The sequence below is a fragment of the Streptomyces sp. NPDC005485 genome, from assembly GCF_040606085.1.
Taxonomy (GTDB): domain Bacteria; phylum Actinomycetota; class Actinomycetes; order Streptomycetales; family Streptomycetaceae; genus Streptomyces.
This window is the reverse complement of sequence record NZ_JBEXDZ010000195.1, coordinates 1-16,245: the sequence shown is the minus strand read 5'-3', so window position 1 is coordinate 16,245 and position 16,245 is coordinate 1. Positions and strand designations below refer to the sequence as shown.

Sequence of the window (16,245 nt, the reverse complement as noted above, 5' to 3'; positions counted from 1 at the left end):
CCGCGTCAGCGTGCTGTTCGCGATGCTCCGCGACGGCACCTTCTACGAACCCAGAACCCCACGCCTCGCTTGACGAAAGACATAGAGGCACCCCCCGGGATGAAGTGCGGTGCGGATCGCATCATGTGGCCCCAGGGGCGCTTACGGCAACTTGATCGGCGGGCCGTTCCCCCTGGTGGCGCCCTGTGCGGCGGGGACGTCACGGCAGGCCGGGCGAACCTACCGCCTGGGCGCGACTGGCCGGTTGGGGCGGTGCCCCGCCGGAGTGCCTCCTCGGCCGTCGTCCTCCAGGACCCGGCGCCGGTGGTCGCCCGGATGCTCGGCTATGACGACGACACGACAGCCCGCCTCGCCGAAGAGGCCGGAGGAACCTGGCGCCACGATGCCCCCGGCGACCACTCACAATGACCACGAGCCCTCAGCAGCTGAGGAATACGCGACTCCCCATTACGCGAGGTCGCCAGTCACACCCCGACGCCACAGGGGAGGGGCCGCCCGATAGCAAGCCAGGTCCAGGGGCGGATCGGACTGTCCAGGGCGGGCGGAGCCCAGCGCGGAGAGCCGCCGTAGGCGCCCTTGACCGGCCGGCCGGGCCCGCACACTCCACGAGCGGGCGGCCCCGGCCACGACGCACCCGAGCTCGCTGAAACTCCCCACTCGGTTGAACGCCGGCCCGAGTAAGGCGACGAGTACCCCTGGCCGAATTCCGAGATCCTCATCACCACCGCGCCTCCAGCGGTTGGATCGGACATCACCGCACCTCCAACCGCCACGACCACCGACCCGGCGAACCTATGCGTTCACAGCACTAGCGGGCCGTGAACGCCCCCAACTCGTAGCCCTAGTCGCCCTCGTCGCGCCGGAGCCCGCTTCGAACGGGGGCAACTCGTCGAACGCCCCAAGCGTCACGCAGCCTGATCTTCAGCGGGTTGGAGCCCCGTCTCGCTGATTGCGGATGTCCACGGATACGGGCCACCGTCACGCTGCCGTCATGCCGAGTCAGACGCCTGACCGACGCCCGTCGGGACACCGACGAGGGATTGCAAGGTGCGGATCAGGTGCGCGGCGTCGGTGCTGGAGAGCGGGGCGAGGAATCGACGTTCCATCTCCTGGCGGGCCGATTCGGCGTCGCGCAGGCCCTCCCGTCCGGCCGACGTCAGCTGCACGATGTTTTTGCGTCGGTCCTTGGGGCTGCGCCGCCGCTCGACGAGTTCCTTGCCCTCCAGGGCGTCGATGAGGCCCACCATGGTGGTGCGGTCGATGCCCAGCTTGCCCGCCGCTTCCAGTTGAGACAGCTCGTCATGTGCGTCGAGGACGGCGAGAACCGCCAGTTCGCGGCCGTCGATGCCGTGCGGCGCCAAGGCCCGCGCGGACTCCTCGGTCAGACGCAGGTACGTGTGCTTGAGCAGATAGCCGAGACGGGAGGAGAGGACCTCGGGCGGTGCGTCGCGAGTCATGGCCGGAGCGTATCCGTGGGGCTGATAGTCAGCAATACTGACGATCCGCTACGGTGATGATGGCATCGCCGTCAACGGCGACGTGTCGACTCGAAGGACGCGTGGCAACCCATGTCCGACCAGAATCTCCCTCCCGTAACGTTCGGGATCAAGACCACCCCGATGCGGGTCCCCTACAAGGACATCCTCCGTGTGTGGCAGGAGGCCGACGAGCTGCCCGAAATCAAGGACGCCTGGCTGTGGGACCACCTCATGCCGATCGCCGGCCCGAAGGACGGGCAGATCCTCGAAGGGTGGACGCTGCTGAGCGCCCTGGCCGCCAGAACTCAGCGGCTGCGTCTGGGCCTGCTCGTGACGAGCAATCGGATCCGGCCGCCCGCCGTCCTCGGCAAAATGGCCACAACAGTCGACGTGATCTCCGAGGGTCGCCTGATCATGGGCCTCGGCGTGGGCGGCACCCTGCAGCCACCCAACGCGGGTGGTATCCCCGGCGACAACCCGGCCCTCGCGGAGTACGCGGCCTACGGCCTCACACTCGTCCCGCCCGCCGAAGGCATCGCCCGCCTGGAGGAGACCATCAGCATCCTCCGCGGCATGTGGACGCGGGATGCCTTCGACTTCCACGGGCGCTACTACACGCTGACCGGCAACTACAACGAGCCGAAACCTGTTCAGCAGTCAGGACCGCCCCTGTTGATCGGCGGCTGGGGAAACAGGACGCTCCGCCTGGTCGCCGAGCACGCCGATATCTGGAACATCCCTGGACCGCCGCACAACACGCTGGACTACATCACCGAGCGCAGTGCCGTCCTAGACAACCACTGCGCCGCCATCGGCCGTGATCCGCGGACAATCACCCGCTCCGTGCAGTACATCGTCTCCTACGACGACCCGGCCACCGACCGCAAGGCAATCACGGAGCTCATCGCCGCAGGCGTGACGCACATCGTGCTGAGCCTACGGAGCCCCTACCCCTCACGAGCCGCCCGGTGGCTCGCCACCGAGATCATCACACCCGTACGCAGCGCAACGGGAAGATTCTTATGACAGGGCCGCTCGCCACCAAAGACGCTCCTCGCGGCCTGTCCGCCCGAGCTGACTCACCTCAACTGATCCACAGGTCTTGACTATTCCTGTGGTTGTGGCGAAGGGCGGCGGTACTGCTGCCGCCGCCGCTTTCCACGACCAGGCGCTGCGCCTGCAGGCCGGACTGGCGAGAAACACAACCGGCGGACGGTCGGCTGCCCCAGCGCCATGTCCGCCTGCGGGGCGTTCAGCCGGCCACTGCCGCTGTCTTGTGCCGGGGCCCGGCCGCAGCGGACTCCGCAGTGGCTGCAGCGGTGTAGAAGACGGATGAGCCCTGCTTGGCGCGATGCGCACGGCTTTTGGCGACCAGATTTTCGAGGGTGGTGCGCACGACGGTCGCCTTGATGTTGCGGTCGGGGTGGGCCTGCGCGAGCGCCGCGGTGATTTCGGCGGCGGAACGCGGCTCGCTGTGCTGCTCAAGATGGCCGTGGATCAGATCGACAAGGCTCGGCTTGGCGGCCGTGACGGTGGCCTTGGCGGATGAGGCCTTGGCTGCGGCCTTCTTGGGCGCCGCCTTCTTCGGCTTGTTCTGCCGGGGCGTGGGTGATGCCTGGCGCGGCATGGTCTGGGCGGCCGCGGAGTTGGCCCCGGTGGTGGGGAGTGCGCTGCCGAGGGCCTGCTGCATGTTCACCAGTACGGAGTGGTCACCCTGCAGGGCGCGCATCTGCTGCTGCAGTGCCTCGATGTCCGCGGCGATACGTTCCTGCTCCTTGGCGTTGCGCTCGAGGTCGCCGGTCACCTGTGCGGTGTACTGCGACATCAGTTCTGTGGCCGGGGCTTGCACGTCAGACATGACAGGGGCCTTTCTTCATTCGCGGCCACGGCGGTGAGAGACGATGAGCCGTGGCGCGCATAGATGGGGGAGCGGGTTCCGCTAGTGATGACGGGGATGCCCGCGGGAAGCAACTGCGCGGCTCGCAGCCGCGTAGTGATAGTACGCACGAACGGAACCCAACGTTCCAGCCGGGCGGAATGCCGCACATGCTCGTCCAAGAGCAGCGGCCGGCGGTTGCGGGGCATCGTCAGCGCCGGTGTGGTCTGCACGGGCACCCCGCCTTGACCTGTCGTCACAAACGATCACGATGCAGGTGGTCGTACCTCTGCCCTCAGGCACCCCACCCATCGCGCTGACCAGCTACGGCTTTCTACGCCTCACGAACTACAGCTGCCGTGTCCTTGCGTCAGGTCAACTGCCCGGCCGATGCGGGAAATCGGAAAGGCTCACGGCCTCAGCTGGAGCATCACCGGTGGAGAAGAGACCACCGGAAGATGATCTATCAGGAGTTCGCTGAAAAATCTCAGATGGCCCGGATAGCGGCCCTTGACCATCATCGTTCGTGCCTGCCGGATGCTTCCGAATCAGAGCACGTGGGAGAGATTCGTTTGCTGGGCCGGAACGCATACAGGAATGCCTTGATGACTTCCTATGCGGTCGAGTTGCAAGGGCCTGAAGAGGTGGCTGCTCGGGCGAACGAATGTATCTCGAGTCTCCGGGACCTGCTGAACTGTGCGGAGGAGCACGAGGCGAGATCCACGTCAGGGGTGCTGACCCCGGAAGACGTCGCGGAAATGGATGAGCAGATATCAGCGCGCTTCAATGAGGCCCAGAGGAAGCTGCAGCTCTTCATCCGCGCGGGGTGCGCGGCTCTGGATCGGCCCATGCCGCCCAATTGACCCGTGGCTGAAGCCTCGTATGTGCGTGCGGTTCAGGTCCCATGCCGGTACATGTGAAGGGTGCCGCACCGGGGGCGTGCCGACGTATGCGGAGGCTGTTGGTCAGCTCGGCTGCGGAGACTGATCCGGGGGCGGGGGCGACGCTTCGCACATGGCCAGCGCGGTTCGCGCCAGCCCGCGCAGCCAGGCGTGGGCGTGGTCGGTGTCGTAGCGCTGATGCCACGACAGGTATATCGGTGCCGACGGCAGTTCGAGCGGGAGGGGGAGCACGACCAGGCCGAGGTCGGCGACCGCTGACCGCGTGGTGGCTTCGGGGACGCTGATCAGGAGATCGGAACTGCGCACGAACTCCAGCGCGGCCGCTTCCGTGGGCGCGGTCGCCACGACGTGGCGGGTGAGGCCGAGCTGCGCGAGGGCGTCGTCGAGGGCATTGCTGAGGTTGCCGCGCCGCGAGACGGTGACGTGCTCGGCGGCGGCGTACTGCTTTGCGGTGACGGTCCTGACACGGGTGAGGGGGTGCCCCTGCCTCACCACGATGACGAGGCGGGCCTCGCCCACGTTCTCGGCACGGATCTCCGGTGCGCTCGGGCGGTTGGCGTTGGCCTCCAGGTCGACCTCGCCGCGCCGCAACTCGGGGGAGTCGATGCTCGATTCCGCGACGAAGCGCAATCGCACGCCCGGCGCCTGTCCGCGCACGGCCGCGAGCAGTGCGGGGCCGCTCAAGGCGACCAGGGAATCGTGCCAGCGGAGAGTGAATGTGCGCTCCAACGTTGCCAGATCGAGTTCACGGCTCGGTGCCAGCACCCCCTGGACCTGGTGCAGCAGCTCGTGCACCTGTTCCCGGACGGCGATCGCATACGGCGTCGGGGTCATCGTGCGTCCGGTGCGTACCAGGATCTGATCTCCGGTCGTGCGCCGGATTCGGCCCAGACTCCGGCTCATTGCGGGGGCGGTGACATGCAGGCGCGCGGCAGCCCCGGCCACACTTCCCTCCTCCAGCAGCGCGTCGAGCGCGGCGAGCAGGTTCAAATCCAATTGCATGTGAGTAATCCTAGCCGTGCTTTACATGCATTTGAAGTTAATCAAAGGGCTCTATACCTTCGAGACGAGAGCGCAAGACGGAACGCACAGCTCGGCCCGACCGGCCTCATCACCCCTTCTCGACACGGGAGTTCCACCATGTCCGAAACGCTTCAGGCCACTGACGCCGCCGCCTCCGACGCCGACCTGCTCGACCAGACCGCGATCGCCGTGCGCGCGGCCGGTTCGGCGCTGCGCGAGCGCTTCGGCGAGGTGGTCGGCTACCAGACCCGTGAAGAGCTGATGCGCGCACTCGCCGACAACGACAACACGGCCCTCGACATTCTGCGCCCGCGCCTCACGCACCTGCGCCCGGACGCCGGCTGGGTGGAGGACGAGCTGGACGGCGGGGCGCTGCCGTCCGGCGAATGGTGGGTCGTGGATCCGGCCGAAGGCAATGTCAACCACCTGCACGCGCTGCCGGAGTGGGCGGTGACCGCCACCCTCGTGCGCGAGAACCAGCCGGTACTCACCGTGGTCCACCTGCCGTTGACCGGGGAGACCTACACCGCGCTCGCCGGTGCGGGCGCCTACCTCGACGGCCGGCCGCTGCGCGTCTCCCCGACCGCGGACCTCGGCCTGAGCATCGTGGCCACCAGCCAGGCCCGGCCGGACGAGGACGAGAAAGTCGTGCGGCGCGTCGGCTCCTCGATCACCGCGATGCTCTTCGACGCGCTCGTCGTCCGCACCGCCGTGCCCGCGACCCTGCACCTGGTGAACGTGGCCGCCGGCCGGATCGACGCCTTCTGGCAGTTCGCCGGCGCCCGCGCGGACCTGCTGCCCGGGGCGCTGCTCGTCACCGAGGCCGGCGGACAGATCTCCGACGCCGAGGGCCGCCCCTGGACCCCGCAGAGCGAGAGCTTCCTGGCCGCCGCGCCCGGCGTCCACGCCGAGGCCGTCGCCACGCTCTCACGCTGACCGCGCACCACAACCTGCACGCACGGAAGGACCAGATCACCATGACCACGATCGCAGTTCTCGGAAACGGCCGAGTCGGCGGCAGCCTGGCCACAGCCCTCACCCGGGCAGGGCATGAGGTGACCGTGGCGGACCGCGCGCCGGGCGCCGCCGCCGACGCAGCCCGGACCGCCCAGATCGTCATCAACGCCACCCCGGGCGCCGGCTCGCTGGACGGGCTCGTCGCCCTGCGCGAGGAACTGCGCGACAAGATTCTCGTCGACGTCTCCAACGCCACCGTCGATGGACCGGACGGACTGCCCGCCGACCTGATCTACCCCGGCTCGAGCCTCGCCGAGCAACTCCAGGAAGCGCTCCCCGAAACGCGCGTCGTCAAGACACTCAACACCATGCTCTTCCCGGTGATGACCGCGCCGGCCATGCTCACCCAGGCGCCCGACGCCTTCCTCTCCGGCGACGACCCGCAGGCCAAGCAGACCGTCCGCGAACTGCTCATCAGCCTCGGCTGGCGCAAGGAGTGGATCGCTGATCTCGGCGGGATCCAGACCGCCCGCGCCACGGAGGCCGCAATACTGTTCGTGCCGCACGTGATTCGGTCCAGCGGATTCACGCCCTTCGCGATCTCGATCGCCCGCTGATCCGCACATAGCGCACCGCCCCCGGCGGGCCCACCGCGAGGCCTTCGGCATGCCCGTCGGAACAACCAGCTCATCCGGAACCTCCCCCCACCGCTCGGCGTCACGACGACCCCGCCGATTACCCCGGGAGAGGGAATCCGGCGGCACGCATGTGACGGACAGGGTCCCCCGAGTACATCGCCCCGTGATGGTCAAATGGCCCCGAGGTGTGCTGTGAGCAGCAGTTTCATGCCGTTCCCAGCCCCGCGGCGGGAAATGTCGCACGGCTTTGACGCGCCAGCCGCTGTCAGACCCCCTCCCTAGGTTCAGCTGCGGCTGCCCCATCCCGGCGGCAGGCACCTCTCATCCCGGAGACGAAGATGACACCCCGTCAGCCCGCGACCGTTCCCACCGACGACCTGCCGACTGTGATTCGGAAGTGGGCCGAAGACCGCTCCGTGTATCTGCTGCCCGCTCTGGCAACGGCTGACGAACAGCACACAGTGCACCTGGAACCCGAGGACATGACGATCGACGCATACTGCGGCCTGGCCGACGCGTTGGGCGTCAAGGTGGTCTACCAGAACATCGAGCGCTTCGAGGCCGACTCCTTCGCCCAGGTCGTGCTCACTGCGACGGCCGGCGACGAAGAGGAGCAGAGCCCCGACATGCTCCTCGACGAAGCATCCCTGCGGCAATACAAGAGCCTGCGTGCACAGGCGCGCCCTCACGACGGCCGCACCCTTGGCGTCGAACTGTGCTTCGTCCACCACGGTGTCGCCCACCTCTGGGAGACGACAGCACCCTGGTACGACGACCTGGACGCCGGGTTGCAGGACCTGCTGGCCCTGAAGGAACACGCCAAGGAAGAACGCCGCAACCAGACCGAAGACCCTGCTGCCGAGGAGGCACGGCAGACGGCCATGACCCAACAGCTCAGGCAGCTGCCCGAATTCCGCTCGGCCAGGACCGCCACCGACCGATGTGAGATCGCCGAACGCCTCTTCCCCGAACCGGACGACGAGGACTACCACCACAGCCGGCGAGTGCGTCGCGTCCTTGCCGACGCCCATGCCGCAGTGCAGCGCGACAGCAAGACCGTCTACGAGGACTACGAGAACGGACTCGATCAGCTCGCAGACGAGCTGATCAGCAGCGGCCTGCTCGACCTCACCCACGGAGCCGCGCCCCGGCGGATCAAGACAGCCGACTTTCTGACGGCACGCTCCGGCGGCTACCCGCCTCCGGTGCGCACCGTGACGCTGCTGATGGACCGGCTGAAGAACAGCAAACTCCCGACCCAGGACATCCTGCCTTTGTAACCCCCGGCCCGGACCCGCGGCGGTGACGGTGAGCACGAGAACCGTGCCGGCCGGCCACAGCCGCAGGCCGCGCCGCCCGGTCCGGCGCCTTGGGCAGATGTGCGGGGGCGGTCTCGGGCTCACCCGGGACCGCCCCCGCCCCCGTACCTTCCTCAGGGCGCTTCGCCCGGCATCTTCCCCGGCGCCGGTGGGGCCGCGCTGTCGTCCATGGCGCTGCCTCCGCCGGGCCGCTCGCCCGGCATCAGGCCGGAGGATCCGCCTTCACCCGGCATCAGACCCGAACCTGAGTCCTCGCCCGGCATCGGACTCCTCGCCGACTGCGCTTCGGCAGGGGACGCGGACGGCGGCGCGGTGCCCGCTTCCGGTGGAGTCGATTCCTGGACGAGTGCGGTGAGCGTCGCCGGGGCGTCGGACGGGACCGCCGCGACGGCCACCTTGCGCACACCGGGGTCCGAGTCGGTCACCAGGTCACTGAGCAGGCCTGCGGCGGACGCCGTCGGCAGGTTCACCGCGGCCGAGGCCGCCGCCACTCGCAGCGACGGCTCATCGCTCTGCGCCGCGGTCGCGACCACCTCCTTGCCCGTGTCCCCCTCCAGGAGACTGGCCGCGTACGCCGCCTTCGCCGCGAGCAGCACGTCGTTGCCGCCGACCAGCGCGCGCAGGTGGGGCAGGCTCGCGGAGCCCAGCCGTGCGGCGGCCGCGTAGTTCGGCTCCTCGGGATCGAGGGCCTTGCGTACATCACGCATCGATACGCTCATCGCCGCCTCCTAAATGTCCTGGCTGAGCGAGCTGTCGAGCATGGTCTTGACTTCGTCGGATACCAGGTCGGGGGGCGGGTTGGTGATGTTCGCCGTCCCGTTTCCCGTCATGAGCCGGTCGTTGTCGTTGACGTGCCTGAGGCCCAGGACGTGTCCGATCTCGTGGCCCAGGGTCCATTGTGTCGCGCCCTGCGCCACCACGGCGCCGGGGCGCCCGGCCGGATGGGCCGCGCACCCGTTGAAGGGCGGAACGGTCGACCGTACGAAGTAGGCGACGACGTCGTTCTCACCCACGTTGTTGCGGTTGCCGAAGAGCTGGTCCTGCTCGGCGGTCGTCTGCCCGACAACGCACTGGCCCACATCGACGTCGTTGAGCGTGGGCAGGTTCAGGTTCTCGGTCGACGCCAGCTGCACCGCGATGCCGGCGGTCGCGTACACCTCGCGCATCCGCTGCACGGCGTCGGCCACGGACACGTTCGGTGTGGTGAGGACCTTGGCGTGCAGTCGCACCGTGGGGACCTGCGTCCACCACTTGTGCCACATCGCGCTGTCGGTACCCGCGACGAACGCGTCGATCCGGTTCGGTCCCCACGATACGGCTGCGGGGGCGCCGGTGAGGACACCGCCGAGGCTTTCCCAGCCGGACCAGCCGTTCTGGAACCACTTGTGCCACATCGCAGCATCCGTACCGGCGACGAACACGTCGAGTCGTCCGCTGCCCCAACTGGCCACCGCCGGCGCGGAGGTGAGGACGCCGCCGAGGCTCTCCCAGTTCGACCAGCCGTTCTGGAACCACTTGTGCCACAGCGCCGAGTCGGTGCCCGCGCCGAAGACGTCGATACGGCCATTGCCCCAGGACACGGCCGCGGGAGTGCTGGTGAGCACGCCGCCGAGGCTCTCCCAGCCGGACCAGCCGTTCTGGAACCACTTGTGCCACAGTGCCGAGTCCGTACCCCGCACGAAGACGTCGAGCCGCCCGTTGCTCCAACTCGCCACCGCCGGGCCGCTGGTGAGCACTCCGCCGAGGCTCTCCCAGCCGGACCAGCCGTTCTCGAACCACTTGTGCCACAGCGCCGAGTCCGTACCCCGCACGAAGACGTCGATGCGGCCGTTGCTCCAGGACACGGCGGCCGGTTCCGAGGTGAGGACGCCGCCGAGGCTCTCCCAGCCGGACCAGCCGTTCTGGAACCACTTGTGCCACAGAGCCGAGTCCGTACCCCGTACGAACGTATCCAGCCGCCCCGAAGTCCAGGACGAGACGGCGGGGCCGCTCGTCAGGGTTCCCCCAAGGCTTTCCCACCCCAACCAGGTCACGGCATTCTCCCTCCCTCCGCGGGCCACTCCGCAGAAGAAGCCATGACGCTACTCGTCCCATTTCCGACAGAAGCCCGCTAAATCCAGCCAGAACTACGGTGCAAACAGGGGTCAGTTGTGGCATAGGGGGCCACTGCTCGACATGCCGTCGGCACGGCAAGAGACCGGCCCCGGCTGCCATATCGGACCGACACTGACATGGCGAGGCTGGCCGTGTGACGGCGTATCCAAGTGATCTGCCCGATGCCCGCCGGGAGTTGACTGAGCCGGTGTCGTCCGGCTGGCGCTTCGAACGGCGTGGTCGGTGCCCTGACTTCGGCTGCACATTCGCCACCCGTGCCCAACAGGGCGACCAGAGCCCCCACGCCCGACGCCCGTCCCGATGACGCCGGGCGCCAGTCTTCGTCCTCGCCGTCCTCCATCGCGTCGGGTTGCGGAAGAGACACAGTCCCTGTCCGCGGCTGCCGGCCTTGATGGTGAACAGGCGAGTGCCTGTTCCTCATTCGGCCATGACCTGAGGGGCTGGGTGGCCTTGGTGGTTCGACCAAGGGGTTGTCTTCGACAGTGTTCGGGGCGAGTTCGGGGTCTGGACCACGTAGGTCGACCTAGCGGTAGCGTGATCGTCATGGGGACTGAGGACGAGGCACTGGTCGGCGGCATGACGAACGCGGGGACAGTATTCCGCCGCGGTGCTGTGGTGGAGCGTCCGGCGCCGCGCAACGCACCCGCCCTGCACGCCTATCTCCTTGCACTGAAAGGGAACGGTTTCGACGCGGCGCCAACCCCTGTCGGCCTCACCGAGGATGGCCGTGAGCAGCTGACCTTCATCGTCGGTGACGTGGCTCTGCCGCCGTTCCGCGGCTGGGTGATGACGACAACCGCTCTGGAGTCGGTAGGGCGCTTGCTGCGGCGCTTGCATGAGACCAGCGGTGTGGTCGGGGTTGACCCCCGTGCCGGGTGGCCCGGGGACCTGGCCGACCCGGAGGGTGGAACGATGCTGTGCCACAACGACGTGTGCCCGGAAAACGTCGTCTTCCGCGACGGCCGTGCCAGTGCCTTGATCGATTTCGACCTCGCGGCCCCCGGGCGTCCCCTCTGGGACATCGCCATGACCGCCCGCTACTGGGTGCCGATGCTCGATCCCGTCTCCGCGGCCGGTCTCTATCCCGAGGGGCTGGATGCGCCCGCCCGGCTGCGGATCCTTGCCGACAGTTACGGCCTCTCCCGGCAGGACCGCGCCGAGTTGCCTGGCGTTGTGGAGCAGGCCACCGACGTCTGCCGAGCCTTCGTCGGCCGCCGTGTGGCTGAGGGCGACCCCGTCTATGTCCAGGCGCTGGCCGAGCGTGGTGGATGGGAACGCTGGGACCGGCTGCAGGCCTGGCTGGCGGATCGCCGGGAGACGTTCATGGCCGCCCTGCTGAACTGACCGACCCAGGCGTTCAAGGGGCTCCCGGCACGACGTAGCTGTGAGCCATGTCGCGGCGTTCGGCAGGTCGGGCCTTGCGGCGAAGCGGACCGTCGGGTCACCAGGGTGATGGCCGCCAGCGTTCGCAGTCTCGACGATTGATGTGCACGTTGTAGAGCTCGTCCGCCCCTGTGGGATCGGGGTCGATGGTGCTGAGACGTACCGCTTCACCCGTCAGTCCTCGGATTCGGCATAACCCAATGGCCCCACCGTCGACGCTCCCGTAGGGTTCGCGGGTTGTCGTGACGGAGAGGCGGATCGGAACGTGGCACGCAGGGCAGTGACGCGGGAGCAGTTGACGGGTGCAGCGCGAGCCGCGCTGGGCGGCGGGCGGCGGCTGGAGGCGGTCGAGCGGGTCGCGGGCGGCAGCAAGAAGGGTGTGTACCGCCTGGTGATGGACGACGCGACGACGGCGATCGCCTACCTATGGGACGGCGCCGAGAACTACTGGCCGGCGGCCGAGGGCGACGACGACCTCACCGACCCGTTCTCGCCCGGCCTCGGGCTCGATCTGTTCCAGGCCGCGCACGCGCGCCTGGACGCGCTCGGCGTTCGCGTTCCAGCGATCCGTCTCGTCGATCGCGACGGGACGCATTGCCCGGCCGACCTTGCGATCGTCGAGGACCTTCCGGGGACGAGCCTTGAGGAGTTGCTCGCGCGGGATCCAGCCGATGCTGCTCCGGTTATGGTCCGGCTCGCGGAGTCGCTGGAGGCAATGCGGCGTCACCGCGCACCGGCGTACGGCAAAGTGGCCGTGGTCGACGGAGGAGGGACCTCGCGCGGCACGTCGTGCGAGGGGGTGGTTCTCGACCGTGCGCTGCGGGACCTTGCCGAGGCGGCCTCGCGCGATTCGCGGATCGCGGCCGCCCGCGACCGGCTGGAGGAACGGCTGCTGATCTTGGCGGCGGCGGTGCAGCCACGCGCGGAGTACGCGGTCGTGCACGGCGAACTGGGTCCTGACCATGTGCTTGTGGACGAGGACGGGAACCCCGTGGCGATCGACATCGAGGGATTGATGTACTTCGATGTCGAGTGGGAGCACGTGTTTCTGCGAATCCGCTTGCAGGATGCCTACCAGCCGCTGAGGGTGGACGGCTTGGATGAGGACCGGCTCGCGCTCTACATGCTCGCGCAGCGTTTGTCTCTGACGGCGGGTCCGTTGCGGCTGCTCGACGGCGACTTCCCTGAAAGGGCGTTCATGGCAGGCATTGCCGAGTACAACCTGAAGCAGGCACTGGAACTGGTCCACGCCTGAACTTTCGGGTGTTTCAATTTGTTCGGCAAATAGCAGCGGGTGAGGCTGGTTTGAGTCTCTGGGTCGGTGGCAAGGCGAGGTTGTAGATGCCGTTGCCCCGGGGCGGTCTCATTCTCGAGTCGCCTGAGTGCGGCCCAGGGGGGATTACCACCGCTGCCCGGTTGCCGGCCAGTTCGCGAAGTGCAGTGCTCTCCGCAAGGAGTGCACCGCTGGCAGTGGCCGCGGCGTCGACTTCGGGCGATCCGGACGCGGAGACCGTACAGGTCACCGACCGCTACGGCACCGCTCGCGCGATAGCCTGGGACCGCATTCACCCGAGGCTGACCACGCGCTCGGCAAGGATCGACCACACCGGCGAACTCCCGGTCACCGACAGCACGTTGATTCGCCTGGAGGTCGACCGTCTTGTCAACGGTCATTGAGATGTCCAGGTGGGTGGCCGTTGGGAGCCCAGGCTGGTGGCCATCAGAAACCCAGGTGCGTGGCCAGTGGTCTTCCTGGGGTGGGGGTCAGTTCAAGGGGACCACTCCCTTCCCGGCGAGGGCCTCGGCGAGGCGGTGCGAGTCGCCGGTGGCGGTCACGAGGTGCGCGTGGTGCATGAGGCGGTCGGTGCTGGCGCCGGCGAGGGTCTTGGGCATGATCGTGTCGAAGCCCGAGGGGTGGATGTTGCTGGTCACCGCGATGGAGCGTCGTTCATAGGCGGCGTCGATGATCCGGTAGAACGCTTCGGCGGCGTCTTCCCCGACCGGAAGTAGGCCAATGTCGTCGATGACGATCAAATCGGCCCGGCAGATCCGGGCGACGGTGCGGGCGGTGGAGCCGTCGACCTTCGACTTGCCGATGGCGGCGCTCAGCGTCTCCAGGGTGAACCAGGAGACCCGCAGGTCCTTCTCGATCGCGGCCTGGGCGAGTCCCTCGGTGAAGTGGCTTTTCCCTGTGCCACTCGGGCCGGCGATCACCAGGTTCTCGGCGCGGCCGATCCATTCCAGAGTGATCAGGGAGTTCTGGGTGGGTTCGGGGATGGTGGAGTCCTCGGCCCGCCAGGAACCCAGGGTCTTGCCGGTGGGGAAGTTCGCCGAGTGCCGTCGCAGGCGACGGGTGGCCGCGTCACGGCCGGTGACCTCCTCGGCTATCAGCAGCCGCAGGACCTCGGCGGGGTCCCAGCGTTGGGTGCGGGCGGTGGCCAGGACATCGGGGGCCGCTTTGCGCATGTAGGGCAGGCGCATGCGACGCATGAGTTTGTCGAGTTCTTCGGGTAGCGCCGGGGCCTGGGGAAACGTCATCGGCCGTAAATTCCTTCGTCGGTTGGGGGAGGCGTCGATAGCCTCGAAGAGTGATCGATATGCAGGTGCGTGGTGACAGCGGCGACGTCGTGGCCCGGGCAGGTGGGGTGGAGTGGACTTCCGCTTTCGGTGATTTGGATCCGGGGCTTTTCCCGATGCTCTGGGGCCTGATTCCGTATGGGGATGCGGTCTTCAACCATCGGCAGGTGTCGCTGCTGTTGGCGGAACTCGACCGGCTTCCAGCCGCTTGCGGCGGTGACTGGGTGGAGCAGGCCCGCGAGTTGTGCCAGGTCGTCGAGCAGGGGTCACACCGGTATCTGTGGTTTGTCGGCGACTGACCGCAGGGCCGACGTCAACTTCCTTGGAGTCGTTGCCTACTGGCCCAGGGCCTGCCAGCCGATGGTTCCGTTCTGGACGGAGTGGGCCTCGTCCGCGCGGACGACCTCGCCGACGGGCTTGCTGTCGGCGATGTGTCCCAGGATCGAGAGCAGGTCGCCGTCGGCGAAACGCCCGGCCGTGGCCGCAAGTCCGAGGGCTTGGTCGACACGGTTGTTGCCCAGGACGGTGGCCAACTCGACCGCGCGGGCCATCTTGGCGCGGATGCGGGTGGCGCCTGCGGGCCCGGCTTCCTTGAGCCAGCGCCCGGCTCCCGGGCCGATGCCCACGAACGCGATCTCCGCTTCCGAACGGGGGCTGCAGCCTGGGCTGGTGGATGCTGCGGCCGTCGGGATGGTCGGGGTAGTGCTCGTCGATGATCTGCGGAACACCCGGGGTGGAGAGCTGGTGGCGCCAAATCTCCGACAGGTCACCGGAGTTGGTGCGGGCGGGGATCGAGAGCTCCTCGCCGACCACCCGGCACCACACCCTCGCGCCGGTATAGCCCGGCGGGGTCGAGTAGCGCACCGAGTTGAAGCTGATGGTGCGGTCGGAGCCGACCAGCCGCTCCTCGCCCAGCGCGAGCGCGAGCGGCTCGATCGGCAGGATGTGCAAGGTGGTGCGTTCGATATCCAGGCGATCGGCGGGTATCTGCCCGGTCGCCCGGTGACGGCGCGAGTTCACCACGTCGCACCAGGTCAGGCAGGCGTTGCCGAGCTCGGCGAAGGTGTCCTAGGCGGCCAGCAGGTTCGCGCTGGTGGGCACCCAGTCGGCCTTCGCGATGCGGACCGTGGCCTCCGCGCCGCCCTTCGACTCGGGGTCGTAGGGCACGCAACTGACGACCTGGCAGCCGTAGTGCCGGCCCGCGGCGACCATCTGCGGGTGCCGCACCGGGATCCCGGCGATGTGCTCGACGGTGACCGTCTTCGCGTTGTCCGACAGTACGTAGGTCGGTGCCCCGCCGATCCGCCGCAACGTGGTGTCCAGGCAGGCCACCAAAGTGCCCAGCGTGCAGTCCCAGACCGGAATCACGACCCGGAACCGCGACCAGGACAGCCATGCGCAGAACAGCCAGGTCCGCCGTCCCGCGATGCGGGGGCCTTCTCCCCAGTCGAACTGCAGCCACCGGCCCGGCTCGGGAATCCACGGCCGGTACGTTCGGCGCTTGCCCGCCTTCCACGCCGCCTTCGCCGCGTTCACCGCCCGTCTCGTCGAGCGCGCGCTGCCCCGGTAGCCCATCTTCACGAGCTTCTCGTGGACCACATCGGCGCGGATCGTCGCCTTCGACTGCTCGACCCACTCCTCGACCTTCTCCAGGAACGCGTCGATCATCTTTGGCCGCGGCTCTCGCTCATAGGGATTGCGCCCGCCGTTGCGGGCCTCGACATACCTCTTGACCGTCTTCGGGTCGTGTCCTGCCAGGGTCGCCGCCGACCAGACCGTCCCGGTCAGGTCGTACGCCTCAAGGATTTCCATGATCTCCGTGTCAGACTTCGTCACAGGACCTCTCCGGCCAGTTCGCTGTTGCTCGCAAACACCAGCAAATGGTCGGAGGGGTCTCCTCCAGTTAAGGAAGTGATCAGGAACACCACTGGTCAGACGGCCATCCACCTGGAATTCCGGTGGCCATCAGCCTGGACT

17 protein-coding genes and 2 pseudogenes are annotated in these 16,245 nt (G+C 68.2%); 11 read left to right on the top strand and 8 right to left on the bottom strand.

The features are described from left to right. Positions 1–252: 252 nt before the first annotated feature. Complete coding sequence (locus ABZS97_RS38985; RefSeq protein ID WP_356146447.1) at positions 253–408, top strand: hypothetical protein; 156 nt, start codon at positions 253–255, stop codon at positions 406–408. Positions 409–989: 581 nt separating this feature from the next. On the opposite strand, the gene ABZS97_RS38980 is transcribed toward ABZS97_RS38985, so the two are convergent. Beyond that, positions 990–1,457: a MarR family transcriptional regulator gene (locus ABZS97_RS38980; protein WP_356146444.1), complete on the bottom strand. Its 468-nt coding sequence runs from the start codon at positions 1,455–1,457 to the stop codon at positions 990–992. A gap of 111 nt (positions 1,458–1,568) precedes the next feature. Between ABZS97_RS38980 and ABZS97_RS38975 the strand changes: the two genes are divergently transcribed. After that, positions 1,569–2,504: an LLM class flavin-dependent oxidoreductase gene (locus ABZS97_RS38975; protein ID WP_356146441.1), complete on the top strand. Its 936-nt coding sequence runs from the start codon at positions 1,569–1,571 to the stop codon at positions 2,502–2,504. 226 nt (positions 2,505–2,730) lie between these two features. On the opposite strand, the gene ABZS97_RS38970 is transcribed toward ABZS97_RS38975, so the two are convergent. Then, positions 2,731–3,336: a hypothetical protein gene (locus ABZS97_RS38970; RefSeq protein WP_356146438.1), complete on the bottom strand. Its 606-nt coding sequence runs from the start codon at positions 3,334–3,336 to the stop codon at positions 2,731–2,733. 476 nt (positions 3,337–3,812) lie between these two features. Here ABZS97_RS38970 and ABZS97_RS38965 point away from each other — a divergent pair, with 476 nt between their 5' ends. Further along, complete coding sequence (locus ABZS97_RS38965) at positions 3,813–4,217, top strand: hypothetical protein (RefSeq protein WP_356146435.1); 405 nt, start codon at positions 3,813–3,815, stop codon at positions 4,215–4,217. A gap of 102 nt (positions 4,218–4,319) precedes the next feature. Here the strand turns inward: ABZS97_RS38965 and ABZS97_RS38960 are convergent, their stop codons facing one another. After that, a complete protein-coding gene (locus tag ABZS97_RS38960; RefSeq protein WP_356146432.1) occupies positions 4,320–5,258 on the bottom strand; it encodes a LysR family transcriptional regulator in 939 nt (312 codons plus the stop codon). A gap of 138 nt (positions 5,259–5,396) precedes the next feature. Between ABZS97_RS38960 and ABZS97_RS38955 the strand changes: the two genes are divergently transcribed. From ABZS97_RS38955 to ABZS97_RS38945, 3 genes are all read left to right on the top strand, one after another. Continuing rightward, complete coding sequence (locus ABZS97_RS38955) at positions 5,397–6,215, top strand: 3'(2'),5'-bisphosphate nucleotidase CysQ (protein WP_356146429.1); 819 nt, start codon at positions 5,397–5,399, stop codon at positions 6,213–6,215. Positions 6,216–6,256: 41 nt separating this feature from the next. Beyond that, positions 6,257–6,853, top strand: coding sequence for an NAD(P)-binding domain-containing protein (locus ABZS97_RS38950; protein WP_356146423.1), 597 nt, complete (start codon positions 6,257–6,259; stop codon positions 6,851–6,853). A gap of 359 nt (positions 6,854–7,212) precedes the next feature. After that, complete coding sequence (locus ABZS97_RS38945) at positions 7,213–8,154, top strand: hypothetical protein (protein ID WP_356146420.1); 942 nt, start codon at positions 7,213–7,215, stop codon at positions 8,152–8,154. 152 nt (positions 8,155–8,306) lie between these two features. On the opposite strand, the gene ABZS97_RS38940 is transcribed toward ABZS97_RS38945, so the two are convergent. Both ABZS97_RS38940 and ABZS97_RS38935 read right to left on the bottom strand, forming a co-directional pair. Beyond that, the gene (locus ABZS97_RS38940; protein WP_356146416.1) at positions 8,307–8,912 is read right to left on the bottom strand and encodes a hypothetical protein; all 606 of its coding nucleotides are present in this window, start codon (positions 8,910–8,912) and stop codon (positions 8,307–8,309) included. A gap of 9 nt (positions 8,913–8,921) precedes the next feature. Beyond that, positions 8,922–10,226 carry a hypothetical protein gene (locus ABZS97_RS38935; RefSeq protein WP_356146413.1) on the bottom strand — a complete coding sequence of 435 codons (1,305 nt, stop codon included), beginning with the start codon at positions 10,224–10,226 and terminating at the stop codon, positions 8,922–8,924. 215 nt (positions 10,227–10,441) lie between these two features. On the opposite strand from ABZS97_RS38935, the pseudogene ABZS97_RS38930 reads away from it, so the two are divergent. The 4 genes and pseudogenes from ABZS97_RS38930 to ABZS97_RS38915 all read left to right on the top strand — a co-directional run. Continuing rightward, positions 10,442–10,546: pseudogene (locus tag ABZS97_RS38930) on the top strand (IS5/IS1182 family transposase); the annotation flags it as partial. 305 nt (positions 10,547–10,851) lie between these two features. After that, the gene (locus ABZS97_RS38925) at positions 10,852–11,652 is read left to right on the top strand and encodes a phosphotransferase (protein ID WP_356146410.1); all 801 of its coding nucleotides are present in this window, start codon (positions 10,852–10,854) and stop codon (positions 11,650–11,652) included. Positions 11,653–11,971: 319 nt separating this feature from the next. After that, positions 11,972–12,946 carry a phosphotransferase gene (locus ABZS97_RS38920; RefSeq protein WP_356146452.1) on the top strand — a complete coding sequence of 325 codons (975 nt, stop codon included), beginning with the start codon at positions 11,972–11,974 and terminating at the stop codon, positions 12,944–12,946. 236 nt (positions 12,947–13,182) lie between these two features. After that, positions 13,183–13,353, top strand: a pseudogene (locus ABZS97_RS38915) (transposase); the annotation flags it as partial. 102 nt (positions 13,354–13,455) lie between these two features. Here the strand turns inward: ABZS97_RS38915 and istB are convergent. Next, positions 13,456–14,229 carry an IS21-like element helper ATPase IstB gene (gene istB / locus ABZS97_RS38910; protein ID WP_356146405.1) on the bottom strand — a complete coding sequence of 258 codons (774 nt, stop codon included), beginning with the start codon at positions 14,227–14,229 and terminating at the stop codon, positions 13,456–13,458. Between the two features lie 59 nt (positions 14,230–14,288). Here istB and ABZS97_RS38905 point away from each other — a divergent pair, with 59 nt between their 5' ends. Continuing rightward, positions 14,289–14,567: a hypothetical protein gene (locus ABZS97_RS38905; protein ID WP_356146449.1), complete on the top strand. Its 279-nt coding sequence runs from the start codon at positions 14,289–14,291 to the stop codon at positions 14,565–14,567. Between the two features lie 36 nt (positions 14,568–14,603). On the opposite strand, the gene ABZS97_RS38900 is transcribed toward ABZS97_RS38905, so the two are convergent. Together ABZS97_RS38900 and ABZS97_RS38895 are read right to left on the bottom strand one after the other, a co-directional pair. Further along, positions 14,604–14,894, bottom strand: a complete 291-nt coding sequence (locus tag ABZS97_RS38900) for a hypothetical protein (RefSeq protein WP_356146398.1) — start codon at positions 14,892–14,894, stop codon at positions 14,604–14,606. Positions 14,895–15,336: 442 nt separating this feature from the next. Beyond that, positions 15,337–16,104, bottom strand: coding sequence for a hypothetical protein (locus ABZS97_RS38895; RefSeq protein WP_356146395.1), 768 nt, complete (start codon positions 16,102–16,104; stop codon positions 15,337–15,339). Positions 16,105–16,245: the final 141 nt, after the last annotated feature.

Bases quoted from the DNA above. Each gene is read 5' to 3' on its own strand.
- ABZS97_RS38970 (WP_356146438.1), bottom strand. From the start codon at position 3,336: ATGTCTGACGTGCAAGCCCCGGCCACAGAACTGATGTCGCAGTACACC.
- ABZS97_RS38940 (WP_356146416.1), bottom strand. From the start codon at position 8,912: ATGAGCGTATCGATGCGTGATGTACGCAAGGCCCTCGATCCCGAGGAG.
- ABZS97_RS38975 (WP_356146441.1), top strand. From the start codon at position 1,569: ATGTCCGACCAGAATCTCCCTCCCGTAACGTTCGGGATCAAGACCACC.
- ABZS97_RS38905 (WP_356146449.1), top strand. From the start codon at position 14,289: ATGCAGGTGCGTGGTGACAGCGGCGACGTCGTGGCCCGGGCAGGTGGG.
- ABZS97_RS38980 (WP_356146444.1), bottom strand. From the start codon at position 1,457: ATGACTCGCGACGCACCGCCCGAGGTCCTCTCCTCCCGTCTCGGCTAT.
- ABZS97_RS38955 (WP_356146429.1), top strand. From the start codon at position 5,397: ATGTCCGAAACGCTTCAGGCCACTGACGCCGCCGCCTCCGACGCCGAC.
- ABZS97_RS38960 (WP_356146432.1), bottom strand. From the start codon at position 5,258: ATGCAATTGGATTTGAACCTGCTCGCCGCGCTCGACGCGCTGCTGGAG.
- ABZS97_RS38950 (WP_356146423.1), top strand. From the start codon at position 6,257: ATGACCACGATCGCAGTTCTCGGAAACGGCCGAGTCGGCGGCAGCCTG.
- ABZS97_RS38965 (WP_356146435.1), top strand. From the start codon at position 3,813: ATGATCTATCAGGAGTTCGCTGAAAAATCTCAGATGGCCCGGATAGCG.
- istB (WP_356146405.1), bottom strand. From the start codon at position 14,229: ATGACGTTTCCCCAGGCCCCGGCGCTACCCGAAGAACTCGACAAACTC.
- ABZS97_RS38925 (WP_356146410.1), top strand. From the start codon at position 10,852: ATGGGGACTGAGGACGAGGCACTGGTCGGCGGCATGACGAACGCGGGG.
- ABZS97_RS38945 (WP_356146420.1), top strand. From the start codon at position 7,213: ATGACACCCCGTCAGCCCGCGACCGTTCCCACCGACGACCTGCCGACT.